The sequence below is a fragment of the Methylocystis sp. JAN1 genome (assembly GCF_052186135.1).
Classification (GTDB): domain Bacteria; phylum Pseudomonadota; class Alphaproteobacteria; order Rhizobiales; family Beijerinckiaceae; genus Methylocystis.
In genome coordinates, this window is sequence record NZ_CP181499.1 from 3,169,346 (window position 1) to 3,184,434 (window position 15,089).

The 15,089-nt window shown below is 66.4% G+C and carries 14 protein-coding genes; 10 read left to right on the plus strand and 4 right to left on the minus strand.

Annotated elements, in window-relative coordinates; all coding sequences use genetic code 11:
- Positions 1–58 precede the first annotated feature (58 nt).
- From ACNHKD_RS15155 to ACNHKD_RS15175, 5 genes are all read left to right on the plus strand, one after another.
- Positions 59–529: a peroxiredoxin family protein gene (locus ACNHKD_RS15155; protein ID WP_442754313.1), complete on the plus strand. Its 471-nt coding sequence runs from the start codon at positions 59–61 to the stop codon at positions 527–529.
- Positions 526–1,227, plus strand: a complete 702-nt coding sequence (locus tag ACNHKD_RS15160; RefSeq protein WP_442754314.1) for an MOSC domain-containing protein — start codon at positions 526–528, stop codon at positions 1,225–1,227. Before ACNHKD_RS15155 ends, ACNHKD_RS15160 begins: the two co-directional genes overlap by 4 nt.
- Positions 1,228–1,282: 55 nt before the next feature.
- Complete coding sequence (locus tag ACNHKD_RS15165) at positions 1,283–2,014, plus strand: class I SAM-dependent methyltransferase (protein WP_442754315.1); 732 nt, start codon at positions 1,283–1,285, stop codon at positions 2,012–2,014.
- A gap of 172 nt (positions 2,015–2,186) precedes the next feature.
- Entirely contained in the window at positions 2,187–3,089 is a 903-nt protein-coding gene (locus tag ACNHKD_RS15170; protein WP_442754316.1) for an EamA family transporter, read from the plus strand.
- A gap of 168 nt (positions 3,090–3,257) precedes the next feature.
- Positions 3,258–4,520, plus strand: a complete 1,263-nt coding sequence (locus ACNHKD_RS15175; RefSeq protein WP_442754317.1) for an IS4 family transposase — start codon at positions 3,258–3,260, stop codon at positions 4,518–4,520.
- A 201-nt stretch (positions 4,521–4,721) separates the two neighbouring features.
- Here ACNHKD_RS15175 and lepA read toward each other — a convergent pair whose 3' ends face one another.
- The 3 genes from lepA to ACNHKD_RS15190 form a co-directional block, all read right to left on the minus strand.
- Entirely contained in the window at positions 4,722–6,530 is a 1,809-nt protein-coding gene (gene lepA / locus ACNHKD_RS15180; protein WP_442754318.1) for a translation elongation factor 4, read from the minus strand.
- A 104-nt stretch (positions 6,531–6,634) separates the two neighbouring features.
- Positions 6,635–7,294, minus strand: a complete 660-nt coding sequence (locus tag ACNHKD_RS15185) for a hypothetical protein (protein ID WP_442754319.1) — start codon at positions 7,292–7,294, stop codon at positions 6,635–6,637.
- 184 nt (positions 7,295–7,478) lie between these two features.
- Positions 7,479–7,757, minus strand: a complete 279-nt coding sequence (locus ACNHKD_RS15190) for a hypothetical protein (protein ID WP_442754320.1) — start codon at positions 7,755–7,757, stop codon at positions 7,479–7,481.
- Positions 7,758–7,957: 200 nt separating this feature from the next.
- On the opposite strand from ACNHKD_RS15190, the gene ACNHKD_RS15195 reads away from it, so the two are divergent.
- The 3 genes from ACNHKD_RS15195 to ACNHKD_RS15205 all read left to right on the plus strand — a co-directional run bounded on the left by ACNHKD_RS15195 (position 7,958) and on the right by ACNHKD_RS15205 (position 11,078).
- The gene (locus tag ACNHKD_RS15195; RefSeq protein WP_442754321.1) at positions 7,958–9,844 is read left to right on the plus strand and encodes a sensor histidine kinase; all 1,887 of its coding nucleotides are present in this window, start codon (positions 7,958–7,960) and stop codon (positions 9,842–9,844) included.
- A gap of 121 nt (positions 9,845–9,965) precedes the next feature.
- Positions 9,966–10,694, plus strand: coding sequence for a peptidoglycan-binding protein (locus tag ACNHKD_RS15200; protein WP_442754322.1), 729 nt, complete (start codon positions 9,966–9,968; stop codon positions 10,692–10,694).
- A 42-nt stretch (positions 10,695–10,736) separates the two neighbouring features.
- A complete protein-coding gene (locus ACNHKD_RS15205; RefSeq protein WP_442754323.1) occupies positions 10,737–11,078 on the plus strand; it encodes a DUF1491 family protein in 342 nt (113 codons plus the stop codon).
- 117 nt (positions 11,079–11,195) lie between these two features.
- Here the strand turns inward: ACNHKD_RS15205 and ACNHKD_RS15210 are convergent, their stop codons facing one another.
- Positions 11,196–12,272, minus strand: a complete 1,077-nt coding sequence (locus tag ACNHKD_RS15210; RefSeq protein ID WP_442754324.1) for a DUF2336 domain-containing protein — start codon at positions 12,270–12,272, stop codon at positions 11,196–11,198.
- A 143-nt stretch (positions 12,273–12,415) separates the two neighbouring features.
- On the opposite strand from ACNHKD_RS15210, the gene ACNHKD_RS15215 reads away from it, so the two are divergent.
- Together ACNHKD_RS15215 and ACNHKD_RS15220 are read left to right on the plus strand one after the other, a co-directional pair.
- On the plus strand, positions 12,416–12,640 hold the full coding sequence (locus tag ACNHKD_RS15215; RefSeq protein WP_442754325.1) for a hypothetical protein: 225 nt from the start codon (positions 12,416–12,418) through the stop codon (positions 12,638–12,640).
- Between the two features lie 105 nt (positions 12,641–12,745).
- Positions 12,746–15,007, plus strand: coding sequence for a ComEC/Rec2 family competence protein (locus tag ACNHKD_RS15220; RefSeq protein WP_442754326.1), 2,262 nt, complete (start codon positions 12,746–12,748; stop codon positions 15,005–15,007).
- Positions 15,008–15,089: the final 82 nt, after the last annotated feature.

Sequence of the window (15,089 nt, forward strand, 5' to 3'; positions counted from 1 at the left end):
TTGCCAAGCCCGCGCAACCGGGCATTTATCCGGGAAAAACAAGCGAGAGAGAAATCGCATGACATCCCCCCTCGCGCCCGAACTTTCCGTCTCGCGCTGGTTCAATGCGCCGGCGCCCATCGCGCTCGAGAGCCTGCGCGGCCGGGTCGTGATGCTCCACGCCTTCCAGATGCTCTGCCCCGGCTGCGTCGCTCACGGAACGCCGCAGGCCCAACGCGCGCATAAGCTCTTCCGCGACACGGACCTCGCCGTCATCGGCCTGCACACGGTCTTCGAGCACCATGCGGCGATGACCCCCGTCTCGCTCGAAGCCTTCATCCATGAATATCGCCTGACTTTTCCGATCGGCGTCGATCAGGCCTCGGACGACTCCGCCGCTCCCGTGACGATGCGCCGCTACGAGATGCGCGGCACTCCGACCTGCATCCTTGTCGGCCGCGACGGGACGATTCGGCATCACGGCTTCGGGCAGGAGGACGACATGATGATCGGCGCCGTCATCGGCACATTGCTGGCGGAGGCGCCGTGAGGCTTGCGTCGGTCCGACCGCACGTGCTCGCCGGCGCCGTCGGGCCGCTCGGCCAGACGGGCCATGTAAGCGGGATCGACAAGCGGCCAGTTCCGGCCCCCTGGCGCATCGGCGCAACGGGGCTCGAAACAGACGCGCAGGCGGATCGCAAGCATCACGGCGGCGCTGAGAAAGCGCTGCATCACTACGCTTTCGATCATTACGCCGCTTGGCGGGAAGAGATCGGCGCGGCGCCGGCGCTGGCGGCCCCCGGCGCCTTCGGCGAAAATTTCTCGACGACGGGATGGACGGAGGAAGATGTCTGCCTCGGCGACGTCATCCGTTTCGGTGGCGCGCTGCTTCAGGTGAGCCAGGGACGCCAGCCCTGTTTCAAGCTCAATCTCCGCTTTTGCCAGGACGACATGGCGCTGCGCGTGCAGAAAAGCGGGCGAACCGGCTGGTATTACCGCGTGCTCGAAGAAGGCGTCGCCATTCAAGGCGGCTTACTGGAATTAGTCGAACGTCCCTGCCCCGACTGGCCGCTCACGCGGCTTTCGACGCTGCTCTATCGCGACACGCGCGATCACGAGGGACTTGCGGCCTTGGCCGCGCTCCCCCAACTCGCCGAAAGCTGGCGCAACCTAGCGCTGCGGCGGCTCGAAAGCGGCAAGGTCGAAAACTGGAGCGCGAGGCTCTATGGCCGGCGACGCCGGGACTGATTGCCTCGGCGCCGCGATTCTCATAATCTGCGCCGCGAATTCTCAAGGAAACGCCATGTCCGCACGCCACGAAACCCTGCAAGACAATCTCTTCACCGGCAAGATCGGGGCGGAATACGACTTCCTGCGGCTCATGTGCCCCAACCATGCGTTGCTTGCCAAGCGCCTCGGCGAGACGGTCGCCGCCTGGAAGCCAGATGCGCCTTTGAAGGGCTTCGAGATCGGCTGCGGCACTGGCGTCAGCACGCTGCCGCTCCTCGCCGCATGCGACAATCTCACGCTCACCGCGGTCGACGCCGCCCCCGCCATGCTCGACCAGGCGCGCGAGAATCTCGCCGATTATGTGAAGGCCGGACGCGTCGACTTCAAACAGGCGGACGCGCTGGACGCCTTGAAGGCGCTGCCGAACGACAGCGTCGATGTCGTCGCTTCGAATTACGCCATCCACAATTTCCCGGACGATTACCGCTCGCGCGCGCTCGCCGAAATCCATCGCGTGCTCAAGCCCGGCGGCCTTTTCGTCAATGGCGACCGCTACGCGATGGACGACCGCGCCGCGCATCTTCTCGACACGCAGGAGACTGTGCGCCGCTGGTTCAAGCTCTTCCGCGAAATAGACCGGCTCGATCTTCTGGAAGACTGGGTCGTGCATTTCTACAGCGACGAGTCCCCCGATCATGTCATGTATTTCACGCCCTCGATCGAGAAGCTGAAAGCGTTGGGCTTCACGGTGACCGTGGCCTACCGCGAGGGCGTCGATACGCTGGTGAAGGCGGTCAAGGCGTGATCTCTCGAGACCGAGACATTTATCGCTTCGCCCCTCACCCTGCCCTCCCCCCGCAAGCGGCGCAAAAGCGCCGCACGGCTCCCTCTCACCGCGTGAGGGAGAAGGTTGGGGTGAGGGGCGAGGGTTTCCCTACGCTTGAACTTCCCTCGTAAAACTGCGCTATAGCGGCGCCATGGACTTTGCCCTCCTCGCGCTTATCGCCGCGCTCTTCACCGCGGTCTGCCAGTCCGTGACCGACCTCGGCACGAAGGCGGCGACGCGGATGGCCGACGACCGTGCCATTCTCGCCGCGCAATGGAGCGGCGGCGCCGTGCTCCTCGCCCTCGCCTGCTGCGCCGCCTATCCGGGGTTTCTCACTGCGCCCGTCGCCACGATGGATTCGCTGACGCGGCCGGGTTTCTGGAGCTATCTTGGCTGGTCCGGCGCGCTCAACGTCACGGCCTACTTCTTCTACATTCGCGGCTTCCGACTCTCCGACGCCTCGCTCGTCGCGCCGCTCGTGCTGCTGACGCCGGTGCTGATGCTCGTCACCTCGCCCATCATGACCGGCGAGCAGGCGCCGCCCATGGGCGTGGTCGGCGTGCTGCTCACCGTGTTGGGCGTCGGCCTGCTCGACGCCAATCGGGAAAACGGCAGACGCTTTAGTTTCGCGGTCTTCGCGAGGGACGCCGGCGCCCGCTACATGATCGCCACGGCGGCGATTTGGAGCCTCACCGCCAATATCGACAAGCTCGGCGTCAAAGCCTCGACGCCGCTGATCTGGATCGCGGCCTTGACGATCGCCATCGCGCTCTGCTCTCTGCTTTATTGGGCCTTCGGCGCACGCAACGTCCCGCGCCTCTCCGCGCTGCGCTACGCGCTGCTCGCCGGCTCGGCCATGTCCATCGGCAACACGGCGCAGATGTGGGCGCTGACGATCCTGTTCACGCCCTACGTCATCGCCATCAAGCGGCTATCGGCGCTTTTCACCGTGCTCGCGAGCTCGCATGTGCTGAAGGAGGAGACCGGCGGGCGGCTCTTGGGGGCGGCGGTGATGCTGGCGGGCGCGGTGATGATCGCGGTGGCGCGGGGGTAACGGCCCTCTCCCCGCTTGCCTACCGCATTCACACATCTTGGTTGCGTAGGGCCTGGGGGTCTGATTCCATTTGAAGGAATCGGAGGGACGGACGATGGACGGACGGACGCTGGGTCGCTTTGGCGACGCGCGACTGGAAAAAGGGGGGCCTTTCTGCTTTCCCGGCTGGTGGCGGAGGGCGGCGGGGGCATACGCATTCGTCGGCTCGGCGGCGACCGGGCTGGTGAGATCAGGATCACGCGCTTTCTTCGCAATCGGGCGGTGACCGGCGCGGAGATGTTCGCCACGGCGGCCGCGCGCGCGTCGGCGCGTTGCGCGGGGCGCGCGGTTCTGGCGATTCAGGACACGACGGTCGTCAAGTCCGGGGGCGGCGGCGGACTCTATCTGCATCCGACCCTCGTCGTCGACGCCGAGGACGGTTCGATCGTGGGTCTGGCGCACGCGCAGTTCCTCGAACGCGCGACGGGACGCAAGGCGGATCGGCGTCAGCGGCCGATCGAGGACAAGGAAAGCCGGCGCTGGCTGGAGGGCGCGGCGGCGGCGGCGAAAGTTTGCGCTTCGGCGCGCGAGGTCACGGTCGTGGCCGATCGCGAGAGCGATATTTATTCCGCCTTCGCGCGGCGCCCGCCGGGGGTTCACCTCCTCGTGCGCGCCGCGCAGGACCGCGCGCTGGAGGATGGCGAGCGGCTGTTTGCGCGCCTGGATGCGCTGGAGGAGGCCGGGCGGGCGACGCTGTCGCTTCCGGCCAGGCCCGGACGGCCGGCGCGCGAAGCGACGCTGGCCGTCCGGCATGGGCGCTTTGATCTCGCGCGGCCCAGGAACGGCGCGGCCAGGAACGATCCGTCGACGATCGCGGTCCATCTCGTCGACGTGCGCGAGATCGACCCGCCCCCAGGCGAAAACGTCCATTGGCGTCTGATCACGACGCGCCCCGTCGACGGCCTCGCGCAAGCGCTCGGGGTCGTCGATCTGTATCGACGCCGCTGGGCGATCGAGCAGTTGTTCCGCACGATGAAGACCGACGGCTTCGACATCGAGGCCGTGCGCATGGAAGACGACGCGCCGCGCCAGACCCTGGCGGCCGCGACGTTGATCGCGGCCGTGACGATCCAACAACTCGTCCACGCCCGAGACGGCGGCGACCCGCAACGTCTGCGCCCGCTCCTCGACGCCTTCGAGCCCAAGGACCAACCGCTGCTGGAAGCCTATTGCGCCACCCTCGAAGGCAAGACGCAGCGCCAGAAGAACCCGCATCCGCGAGGGTCCCTGGCCTATGCGTCCTGGGTGCTCGCCCGCCTCGGCGGCTGGACCGGCTATTACGGAAAACCCGGTCCCGTCGTCATGCTCGCCGGATGGCTCAAATTCCAGCACGGAAAATACGCCATCGCCCTCACCCAACCAACGCCGCCGCTAACCAACACAGATGTGTGAATCTGCTAGCCCCGCTTGCGGGGAGAGGAGTAACCGATGGCCAGTAGCGACAATATTTGTGAGAGCGGCGAACAAGCCCCTCTCCCCGCTTGCGGGGCTACCGCAAGCGGGGAGAGGGGTAGGCGCGGCGCCCTATCGGGAGCGACAACGATAAAGCGGCGCAATGCTCCTCTCCCGCTTGCGGGGAGAGGAGTCGCCCCCTCATTCCTCCATCTTCAACGCCGCGATGAACGCCTCCTGCGGGATCTCCACGCGGCCGAACTGGCGCATCTTCTTCTTGCCTTCCTTCTGCTTCTCCAAAAGCTTGCGCTTGCGGGTCGCGTCGCCGCCATAGCATTTGGCGGTCACGTCCTTGCGGAAGGCGCGCACGGTTTCGCGGGCGATGATCTTGCCGCCGATCGCGGCCTGGATCGGCACCTGGAACATATGCGGCGGGATCAGCTCTTTCAGCTTCTCGCACATCTGCCGGCCGCGGCCGTCGGCGCGGGTGCGATGGACGAGCATGGAGAGCGCGTCCACCGGCTCGCTATTGACGAGAATGCTCATTTTCACGAGATCGCCGGCGCGATAATCGGTGAGCTGATAGTCGAAGGAGGCGTAGCCCTTCGAGATCGACTTCAGACGGTCGTAGAAATCGAACACCACCTCGTTGAGCGGCAGGTCGTAGACCGCCATGGCGCGCTTGCCGACATAATTCAGATCGACCTGCACGCCGCGCCGGTCCTGGCAGAGCTTCAGCACCGACCCAAGATAATCGTCGGGCGTGAGGATCGTGGCTCTGATCCACGGCTCCTTGATCTCCTCGATCTTCACGACATCCGGCATGTCGGCCGGATTGTGCAGCTCGATCTCCTCGCCATTGGTCAGCAGGATTTTGTACACGACCGAGGGCGCCGTCGCGATCAGGTCGAGATTGAACTCGCGCGACAGGCGCTCCTGAATGATTTCAAGATGCAGCAGGCCGAGGAAGCCGCAACGGAAACCGAAACCGAGCGCCGCCGAGGTCTCCATCTCGTAGGAGAAGCTGGCGTCGTTCAGGCGCAGCTTTCCGATCGCGGCGCGCAGATCCTCGAAATCGGCGGCGTCGACCGGGAAGAGACCGCAGAACACCACCGGCTGCGCCGGCTTGAAGCCCGGCAACGCCTCTTCGCAGGGCTTGCGGTCGTCAGTGATCGTGTCGCCGACGCGGGTGTCGGCCACCTGCTTGATCTGCGCCGTGATGAAGCCGACCTCGCCGGGTCCGAGCTGCGCCACGTCCTGCATCTTCGGGCGAAAGACGCCGATCTTGTCGACCTCGTAATGGGCGCCCGTGCCCAGCATCTGGATCTTTTGGCCCTTTTTCAGCGTGCCGTCGAAAATGCGCACCAGCACGACGACGCCGAGATAGGCGTCGTACCAGCTATCGACCAGCAACGCCTTGAGCGGCGCCTTCTCGTCGCCCTGGGGCGGCGGCAGGCGGGTGACGATCGCCTCCAGCACGTCGGGAATGCCGACGCCGGTCTTGGCGGAAATAAGCACCGCGTCGGAGGCGTCGAGGCCGATCACCTCCTCGATCTGCTCCTTGATGCGGTCGGGCTCGGCCGCCGGCAGGTCGATCTTGTTCAAAACCGGCACGATTTCGTGCCCGGCGTCGATCGCCTGATAGACGTTCGCGAGCGTCTGCGCCTCGACGCCCTGGGAGGCGTCGACGACCAGCAGCGACCCCTCGCAGGCCTTCAGCGAACGCGAGACCTCGTAGGCGAAATCCACGTGGCCGGGCGTGTCCATCAGGTTGAGGACGTAGTCCTTGCCGTCCTTCGCCTTGTAATGCAGGCGCACGGTCTGGGCCTTGATGGTGATGCCGCGCTCGCGCTCAATGTCCATGGAATCGAGCACCTGCTCGACCATCTCGCGCGCGGCGAGAGTCCCGGTCTCCTGGATCAGACGATCGGCCAGCGTCGACTTGCCGTGGTCGATATGGGCGACGATCGAAAAATTGCGGATGTTGTCGAATTTGTGGGGGGCGCTCATGGCGCCGGGGATAGCAGGGAGACGCCTCAAAAGAAAGGGCGCGGTTAACCAACCACGCCCCGCGCCGACGGAAAACCAGCCGCCCGGTTTTCCGGGCGGAGGCCTCACTTCTTGGCGAGAAGCTCCTCGACCTTGGCCATGCCCTGCTTGGATAGCTCGATGACCTTCGGGGTCGCCCAGGCGATGAACTCCCTGGTGAGCTTCACGGCCATGCAGCCGAGCTTGGTCACCATCTCCACCGTCTTGTCGAAATAGGGGAGAATCGGGCTGTCGGCCGGTATCTTGCTCCGCACCCACGCAACCGCCTGTTTCGTCCTGTCGGCGAGAACCTCCAGCAGCAGGTCGAGGGGATCGGTCTTGGGCCTGGCGTCGACCGCTTCGCGCAGACGCTGGATCTCGAGGGAGGCGGCGACGAACTGCCGGTTGGCTTCCTCGGCCCGGCGGCTCGCGTCCTGCAGGGAGGCCTCGAGGGCCGCCTTTTCATGGGCGAGCTGGTCGCGCTGGGAGGCGATGTCGGCGATGCGCTTCTCATGATCCGCGACGACGTCGCCGATAATCCGGTCGCGCTCGGACAGGACGGAAGCGAGCTGCTCCCTCAGATCGTCGCGCTCCTTGGCGTATTCGTTGGCCTTGGCGACGATCTGGGCTTTTTCCGAATTCTGCTGCTCGCGCTCGGTTCTGACGGCCTTTAGCTGCTCCAGGAGATTTTCAAAGTCGTCTCGGGACACGCTGCCCTCCGGCTGCGAAACGGTTTCGTCGGTCATACCACCGCCTCCTTGAAGCTGATAATTCTGATGCGGGCGCGCAGTTTGGCGCGAAATTCGTCAGTAGCGCCTCGGCCTCGAAAGCGCTCGCCAACCCAATCCATCAATACGGTTAATTTTTCGATTACGCAAAAAACGTCTTTTTATGAGACGGCTTAGCTGTTTCGAACCGCCGCCCCGCCGCTCAGCGTCCCTGTCCCTGAAGACGCTGCAGGGCGGCGGCGCAATCGCGCGGGGCGGAGAGGCAGCGATCGCGCGCGGCGGCGACCAGCGCGTCCGCGCCGGCCTGCGCCAAATCCCGCGCGCTTTCCTCGATCTGCGGGCGGCGCGGCGGCTTCGGCGCCGCGACTCGCCCGCGCGCTCCCGCCGGCGCCTGCACGGAATCCGGTCCGTCGGCGCCGCGCCATTCCAGGGCGGCGATGACGAGCGCGATGCAGACCAGACACTTGAGCAGAAAAAGCACAGGCGGCTCCGTTTCTCTCCCCGCTTTTCGCGCGCCGAGGTTGCATGGAAGTAAACGCGGCCCACCCGGTTTCTGCGCTTCGCCGAAACCAAACGCAAACCATCGCGCCTCGGCATGACCGAAAATGACAGGTCCTGTCGACCGCTTAGCAGTCACTTAAGATAGGTCTGCGAGGCTCGTCGCGATCAGGAGCGTATGCTTTGAGTACCACAGTTTCTTTCGACCGCTCGGCGACATGGATCGACTGCCTCGTCCATGAAAGCGTGTTGGGACGTCCGCTCGACACGGCGCGACACCGCTGTTTCATTCTGCCGCGGATCGTTGTGGCGGCCAGCATGCTGCTCGGCGCGCCGGTCTGGCTCTTCCTTTACGGCGCCCCGACGGCCACCGAGTTCCTGATTTTCGCTCTCGCGCAGATGCCGCTCGTTTCCGTGGCGATTCTCGCTCGCACCGGCAAGCTGCGCACGGCGCAGAGCGTGTCGATTTTCGGCTGGCTGGCGATGGCCGTCGCGATCCACGCCTTCACCAAAGGCTATGAGACGATCTCGATCACGCTGCTGACGATCGCGCTCGTGGAGGCGGCGCTGACGCCCGAGATCGTAATGATCTTCGTCATCGAGGCGGCGACCATCGACCTCATCGCGCTTACTGCCGGCGTCGACGTGTCGGACGCCAATCTTTCCTCGCTCAGGGGCTCCGCTTCTCTGGCGATTCTCGCGGCGCCGCTCCTCCTGTACATCGCCTTTCTGGCCATTTGCGCGATTCGGGCGGAGAACACGCGCACGCTCGTCGACTCGGCCAATGCCCGCGACCTGCGCCTTCTGACCGACGCCATCGGCGACATCGTCCTGCATCTCGACCGCACGGGCGCCGTGGCCACCATCATCGGCGACACCCACAAGGTCTATGGCCTCGACCGTCGCGACATCATCGGCCGCGGCTTTTTCCAGCGCGTCCACATCGCAGATCGCCCTGCTTTCCTCAAGCTGGTCTCCGACGCCTTCGAGCGGGACGCGCCGCTCACGGCGCTGCTTCGCGTGCAGGTCAGCCTCGCGCCTTCGCCCACGGGGAAATATGCCGAGCCGATCTTCAACTATTTCGACGCGCGCATGTGCCTCGCCCAGCCCGTGGTCGACGAGTTGAGCGGGCAGGCCGTCGAGTCGTTCCGGCCCGTGGTCTGCATCCTCCGCGACGTCACCGCCGAGAAGCGCGCCGACGAGGCGATCGCGGCCGCGCGCGCGGAGAGCGAGCGGGCGACCGCGAGCAAGACGCGCTTTTTGGCCAATGTGAGCCACGAGCTGCGCACGCCGCTCAACGCCATTATCGGCTTCTCGGAGATGCTGGCCAATCCGGAGCTCGCGCCGACCGATCCGGCGAAGCAGCGCGAATACGCGCAGATCATCAGCAATTCCGGTCACCATCTGCTTGAGGTCGTCAACACGATCCTCGACATGTCGAAGATCGAATCGGGCTCGATGCAGATCTTCCCCGAGCCCTTCTCGCTTCCCACCCTCATCGACCAGTGCTGCGACATGGTGCAGCTCAAAGCCGACGAGGGCGGGGTGAATCTTCTGCGCGACTATCGCCGGGACACCGACGAGCTCGTGGCGGACAAGCGCGCCTGCAAACAGATCCTGCTCAACCTTCTGTCGAACGCGGTGAAATTCACGCCGGCCGGCGGCAAGGTGCGTGTCGTGATCGCGCCCGAGGGCAATCTCATGGCCGTGACGGTGGCCGATACGGGCATCGGCATCGCGGCCAACGATCTCACGCGGCTCGGCGATCCCTTTTTCCAGGCCAGCGCCTCTCACGACCGCGCCTATGAAGGCACGGGCCTCGGCCTTTCCGTGGTGCGCGGCCTGATCGGTCTCCATGGCGGCGCCATCACGATCGAGAGCATGCCGAAGAAAGGAACTTCGGTCACGATCCGCCTGCCGCTCGATTGCCGCGCGCCGGCGCTTGGAACAAGCGTCTCGGCCAAGATTGAAACGATTCCGCGTCTGAGCGCCGCGACCGGCGGCGATATCGGCCAGACGACCGGCCAGTTGAATGAAACTGCAAAAGAGACGGTGAAGAAAATTGCGTGACGCATCGCTCCGGGCCTCCGATTTCGACGACTTCCCCGACGATCGCCCCCCGGCGCGTCGCCGCGGCCCCGCCGCTCAGCCGGCCCCCACGCCGCCGCGCACGGCCAAAAGGAAGCCCTCCGTGCTGGCGCGCGTTTTCGCGCCTCAGCGGATGGGCATGATGCTGCTGCTCGGCATCGGCGGACTCGCCTTTGTCGGCGTGCCGATGAACGCCCTCTTCCTGCAGGACGGCCGCCATCCGGCGCCGCTTTTCTCCGCCCGCGCCCTCGCGCCGCAGAAGGACGCGGACGCGCCGGCGGCGCTGGAGCGGGCCGATCGGCCGGAAACGGCCCGCATCGAGACGCAGCCCGCCAGAACGGAGATCGTCAGGCCGGAAATCGCGCCGCCCGTCGCCAAGCCGGGCAAGTCCGACGCCGTGGCCCTGAAGGCGTTGCTCTCCAGGCCCGACGCCGTCCCGGCGGCGAAGGCGGATAAAAGACGCGACGCCGCCGCCCGCGACCCGATCGCCGCCATGCTCGGCGAGCCGAAAGCCCCCACGAAGTCCAAGGCGCAAGCGCAGGCGCACGCCCAGACCCCGGCCAAAAGCGCGGCGCAAGCTCCCAGAAATCTGACACAGGCGCCCAAGGCCCAGAATCAGGCCCAGGCCCAGGGGCCGAGCGACAGCGTCGCGTCCGCCCAGCGCGCCCTGCAGCGACTCGGCTATGTCGTGAAGCCCGACGGCGTCGTGAGCGCCGGCACAAAGCAGGCGATCGAGAAGTTCGAGCGCGAGAACGGCCTGCCGGCGAAGGGCGAACTCACCCCCAAGATTGTCAGGCTGCTTGCGACGCGCGCGGCCGCCCCGCGCCAGTAAACAGGCTTAGACCGGAGGCGCGTTTCGCCCTAGATTAGCCCGATGCGTCTCCGATCCGATATTTTCGCGGCAGCGCTCATTCGCCGCGCTGAAACGCAGGGAGCCGTCGCCATGTTGCGGCGGCGCGGGGCGGCCGAAGCGGGCGCCCTCTTTATCAAGCTGGATCGCCTCGACGGACGCGCCGCCGTTTACGGCCCCGCCCCCCAAAGCGAGGAGACGCCCGAAGGCGTCGACCGGCTCTTCTCCAAGGTTCACAAGGGCGACTGGGTCGAGCCCGCCGAGGCCGAGGCCCGCCTCAAACGCGAAATCATGTTCGACCCCGATCTGTGGATCGTCGAAATCGAGGACAGGGAAGGCCGGGTCTTCGTCGATCTCGCGGCGTAAGGCGACGCGCGCTCCCTCTCCCCGCAAGGGCCCCCGCTATGCGGGGAGAGCGTTGGGCGCTTGGCTTTCCCGATCAGGCCTTCAGCCTGCCGGGAATGACACATGGGTTCTCGAAAATCAGGCCGACTGATCGATCTTACGAACGGGCTCCGCCGCAATCCGCGTCGTCGCGCGCCGCCAGCCCGGCCCGCCCGCCAGCACGTCGTCGCGCGTCAGACGCCGCTGCGCATCGCGCTCCGCCCGCATCGCGCCGGCGGCGGCTGAAACGATCTGCATCGCGGCGCGCTGCGGCGTCGAGCGCACCAGCGCGACCAGCGCGCGCACGCGGTCCGTGTCGTGCGAGATCGCTGGATCGGCGCAAAGGAAAATGCGAATCGCCGCCTCCGGATCGATCCCGAGCGCGGCCAGCGCCAAAGCGAGCGCCTCACCGCCGCTGTCCGACACGATGGCTCTGGCGCGCTCCTTGCGGCATTCCAGAGCGTCGGCGAGCAGGGTCGCCATCGCATCGCGGTCCCGCCGCGCGGCCGCGTTTTCGAGCCGCCGGGAAAAGATCATGTCGGCCCGAGCGGTCTCGCTCAGCCCGCCCGACAGCGCGCGGCGGCAGGCGTTGAGGATGATGCCGGTCCGCTCCAGCCCCGAGGCGGCAAGGAAGAGCGCCTCCGGCTCTATGGCGCGATCGTCGCGGTCGAGCAGGATGCGCGCGAGGGTCAGGTCGTCTCGCGCCGCCTGAACCAGCGCCCGGCGCGCGGCCGCGTCGAGATGCGCCGACCAGTTCGCGGCAAGCGCGCGCAGCACTTCCGGCTCCCCGCGCTGTGCGAGCGCGTCCACGACCTCGCGATCGAGATCCTTGCGCTTCGCGAGGGCGCAAGCGAGCGCCGGAGACCCTTGCTGCGCGGCCGCGAGCATTCCGGCCCGCGGCAGTTCCGGGGAGAATTCAATCGCGAGCTCCGCGCAAGCGCCGCCCTTCTCCAGGAGACGAGGAAAAATTGCGGGCGGCGTTTCGGGATGAAAACAAAGCGGCCGCGCGATGCGCGCGACGGATTCCGCGTCGACAATGCCGATCAGGCCGAGCGCAAGCCGCTCGAACTGCTTAATGTCGCCGACCGGATGCGCGGGTCTTTCGACGAACTGGTCGACAATGGCCCGCAGAAGCGAGGCGTCGACGATTCGCCGCTGACTCTTCTCTGTTTGCATTGACGCGCTACTCACTCAAACGCTTACGCGATCTTGGCTTTCAAATTAGCATGAGGACGTTGACGGAACATTAACCCTCGCGGACCCCTAATCGAAGTAACGGTCGATTCACTTTTGGCCGCAGCCGTTGCGAGGGGTCGAAAATGGGGGAGGTTGTCGCCTTCCGGAGACGCGAGAAAAGCTCGCGCGACGAGGGCGCGCCGTCAGTCGGCGACGCGCAGATCCTTTTCTTCCTCGGCGTGCGCTATGCGCGCATGGATGCGCCGCTGGACGCAGGCGAGACGCTCTCGCCAGATCGGGGCGAGGGACGCAGCCACGGTCAGGGACCGCGGGGCGGCAAGAAGCGAAAGGCCCGCGCGCGGGCGTAAACCGGCCGCCAGCCTGATCATTCGAGCTAGCTACGCCGTAGCCGTAGCGCAGGCCTTTTTTTCGCATTAATCTCCTAGCCGAGGTCATATTTTCGAGGCTTTGGAGTGAGCGACGCGACGCGCGCGGCGGAGCATGACGAGCCGGGGGGCTCCGCCCTCGCTTTACCGCTTGCGCCGCGCCTGCAAAAAGTCGCGCTCGCTTTGCAAGGCGCATATGCGCGCGAGGTCGAGCTTCGGCGTCCCTTTCTATGGCGCGCGGTCGCCGCCGGAGCGGGCGTCGTCCTCTATTTCGCGGCGGAACGCGAGCCCTCTCTCCCTCTCGCCTTCGGCGCGGTCGCCGTCATCGCCCTGCTCGCTTTCCTCACAAGGCGCCATGCGCGCGCCTATGCGTTATTCCTTGCGCTCGCTTTCGTCGCCGCCGGCTTCGCCTCTGCCGCATGGCGCGCGGCGCGCGTCGCCGCGCCCATCCTGCCGCGAACCGGCGTCGGCGACCTCACGGGCTTCGTCGAGGAGATCGACCTTCGGCCGACGGGCGCGCGCTTCATCCTTCGCGTCGCCAGCGCCGAGGGACTGCCGGGCGATGTTGTTCCTGCGCGCGTACGGCTGACGATCCGGAGCGAACCGGGTTTCGAGGCGGGCGATTTCATCGCGCTCAAGGCGCGGTTGACGCCGCCGGCCCGCGCGGCGTTGCCCGGCGGCTACGACTTCGCGCGTGACGCTTATTTCGCGCGGCTCGGCGGCGTCGGCAAAGCGCTCGGGCGCATTGAGACGATGCCGCCTCCCGATCCCGCGCCGCTGTCGCTGCGCTTCTTCGCGTCGGTCGATCGCGCGCGAAACGCGCTCGCGTCGCGTGTCTACAAAACCGTCGACGGCGACGCGGGCGCCATCGCCGCCGCCATGGTGACAGGCAAGCGCGAATATCTATCCGAAAACGCCAAAGATCTCATCCGCCGCGCCGGCATTTTTCACATCGTCACCATCTCCGGCATGCAGATGACGCTCGTCGCCGGCATCTTCTTCGTCGGATTGCGGCGACTGATGGCGGCGTCGCAGATTCTGGCCCTGAACTATCCGATCAAGAAGTGGGCGGCGGCGCTCGCGATTGTCGGCGCCGTTCTCTACGACATCGGCACGGGGTCGCGCGTCGGCACGGAGCGGGCGCTGGTCATGACGCTCATCATGCTCGCCGCAACGCTCTTCGACCGTCCGTCATTATCGATGCGCAATCTGGCGCTCGCCTTCTTCTTCGTCATCGTCTTTGAGCCGGAGGCGATTCTCGGCGCGAGTTTCCAGCTCTCATTCGCAGCAGTCGCCGCATTGATCGCCGTTTATGAATGGCGTGGCGACCATCTCGCGGAGGGCCGCGCGCAAGCGCGCGGGCCGGGCGTCGCGAGCCGCTTCTCCGAATGGCGCGAAGCGCTGCTCGAGCGGACGCTGCACGGGCCCGGCAGCGCCCTCGTCGCAACATTCTGCGCGACGTCCGCAACCGCCGCCTTCATGGCGAACGACTTTCACGAAATCAGCCCTTATGTGCTGATCGGCAATCCGCTCACGCTCGCCGTCATCGAATTTTTCGCGGTCCCCTGCGCTCTGATCGGCGCGGCGCTCTATCCCTTCGGCCTCGACGGCTTCGTCTGGCGCTATCTCGAAACGGGCATCCGCCTCGTGACCTGGCTTGCGGGGGCGATCGCGAATGCGCCAGGCGCAAGTCTCCATGTGCGCGCTTTTGCTTCCTGGGCCATCGTCTTTCTGGCGCTCGCCGTATTGTCCGCCGTGTTGTGGCGGAGCTGGACGCTACGGGCGACAGCGATACCGCTCGCGCTCATCGGGCTTCTCGGCGCGAGAAGCGGCCCCGGCTTCGACATCGCCGTGCCGGCGACGGGAGAGGCGGCCGCCTTGCGGGCGCCCTCGGGCGCGCTGATGCTGCTTGGAAAGAAACCGAGCGCCTTCGCCGCCGAGCAATGGCTGCGCGCGGACGCCGACCCGCGCGCAGCGTCTGAGGCGAAAGGCGACGTCGGCTGCGACGAACAGGGCTGCGTCGGGCGCGCCGTCGACGGCCGACTTGTCGCGCTCGTGGTTTCCCGCGCGGCCTTCCTCGAAGACTGCGCCCGCGCCTCCATCGTCATCACGCCTCTGCGAGCGCCCGAGGGCTGCGCGGCGCCGATCGTCATAGACCGCCGGAAACTCGCTGAAACCGGCGCCGTTTCATTGCGCTTAAGGAAGGACGGCGCGGTCGCCTGGACCGCCGCGCGCGGGATCGACGAAGACCGGCCCTGGTCGCCGCGGCCGAAGCAGAAGGAGAAGCGGCCGGCGCTCCCCGAGGAGGACGAGGGAGAAGACGCCGAACGAGCCGAACCTTTGGATTAAGCCCCTCCGACCGCGTCGCCGCGTCAGCGAATGCGCCACGCCATTCCAGTCAGACGGCGGCGCCACGATCGGACGAGTCCCA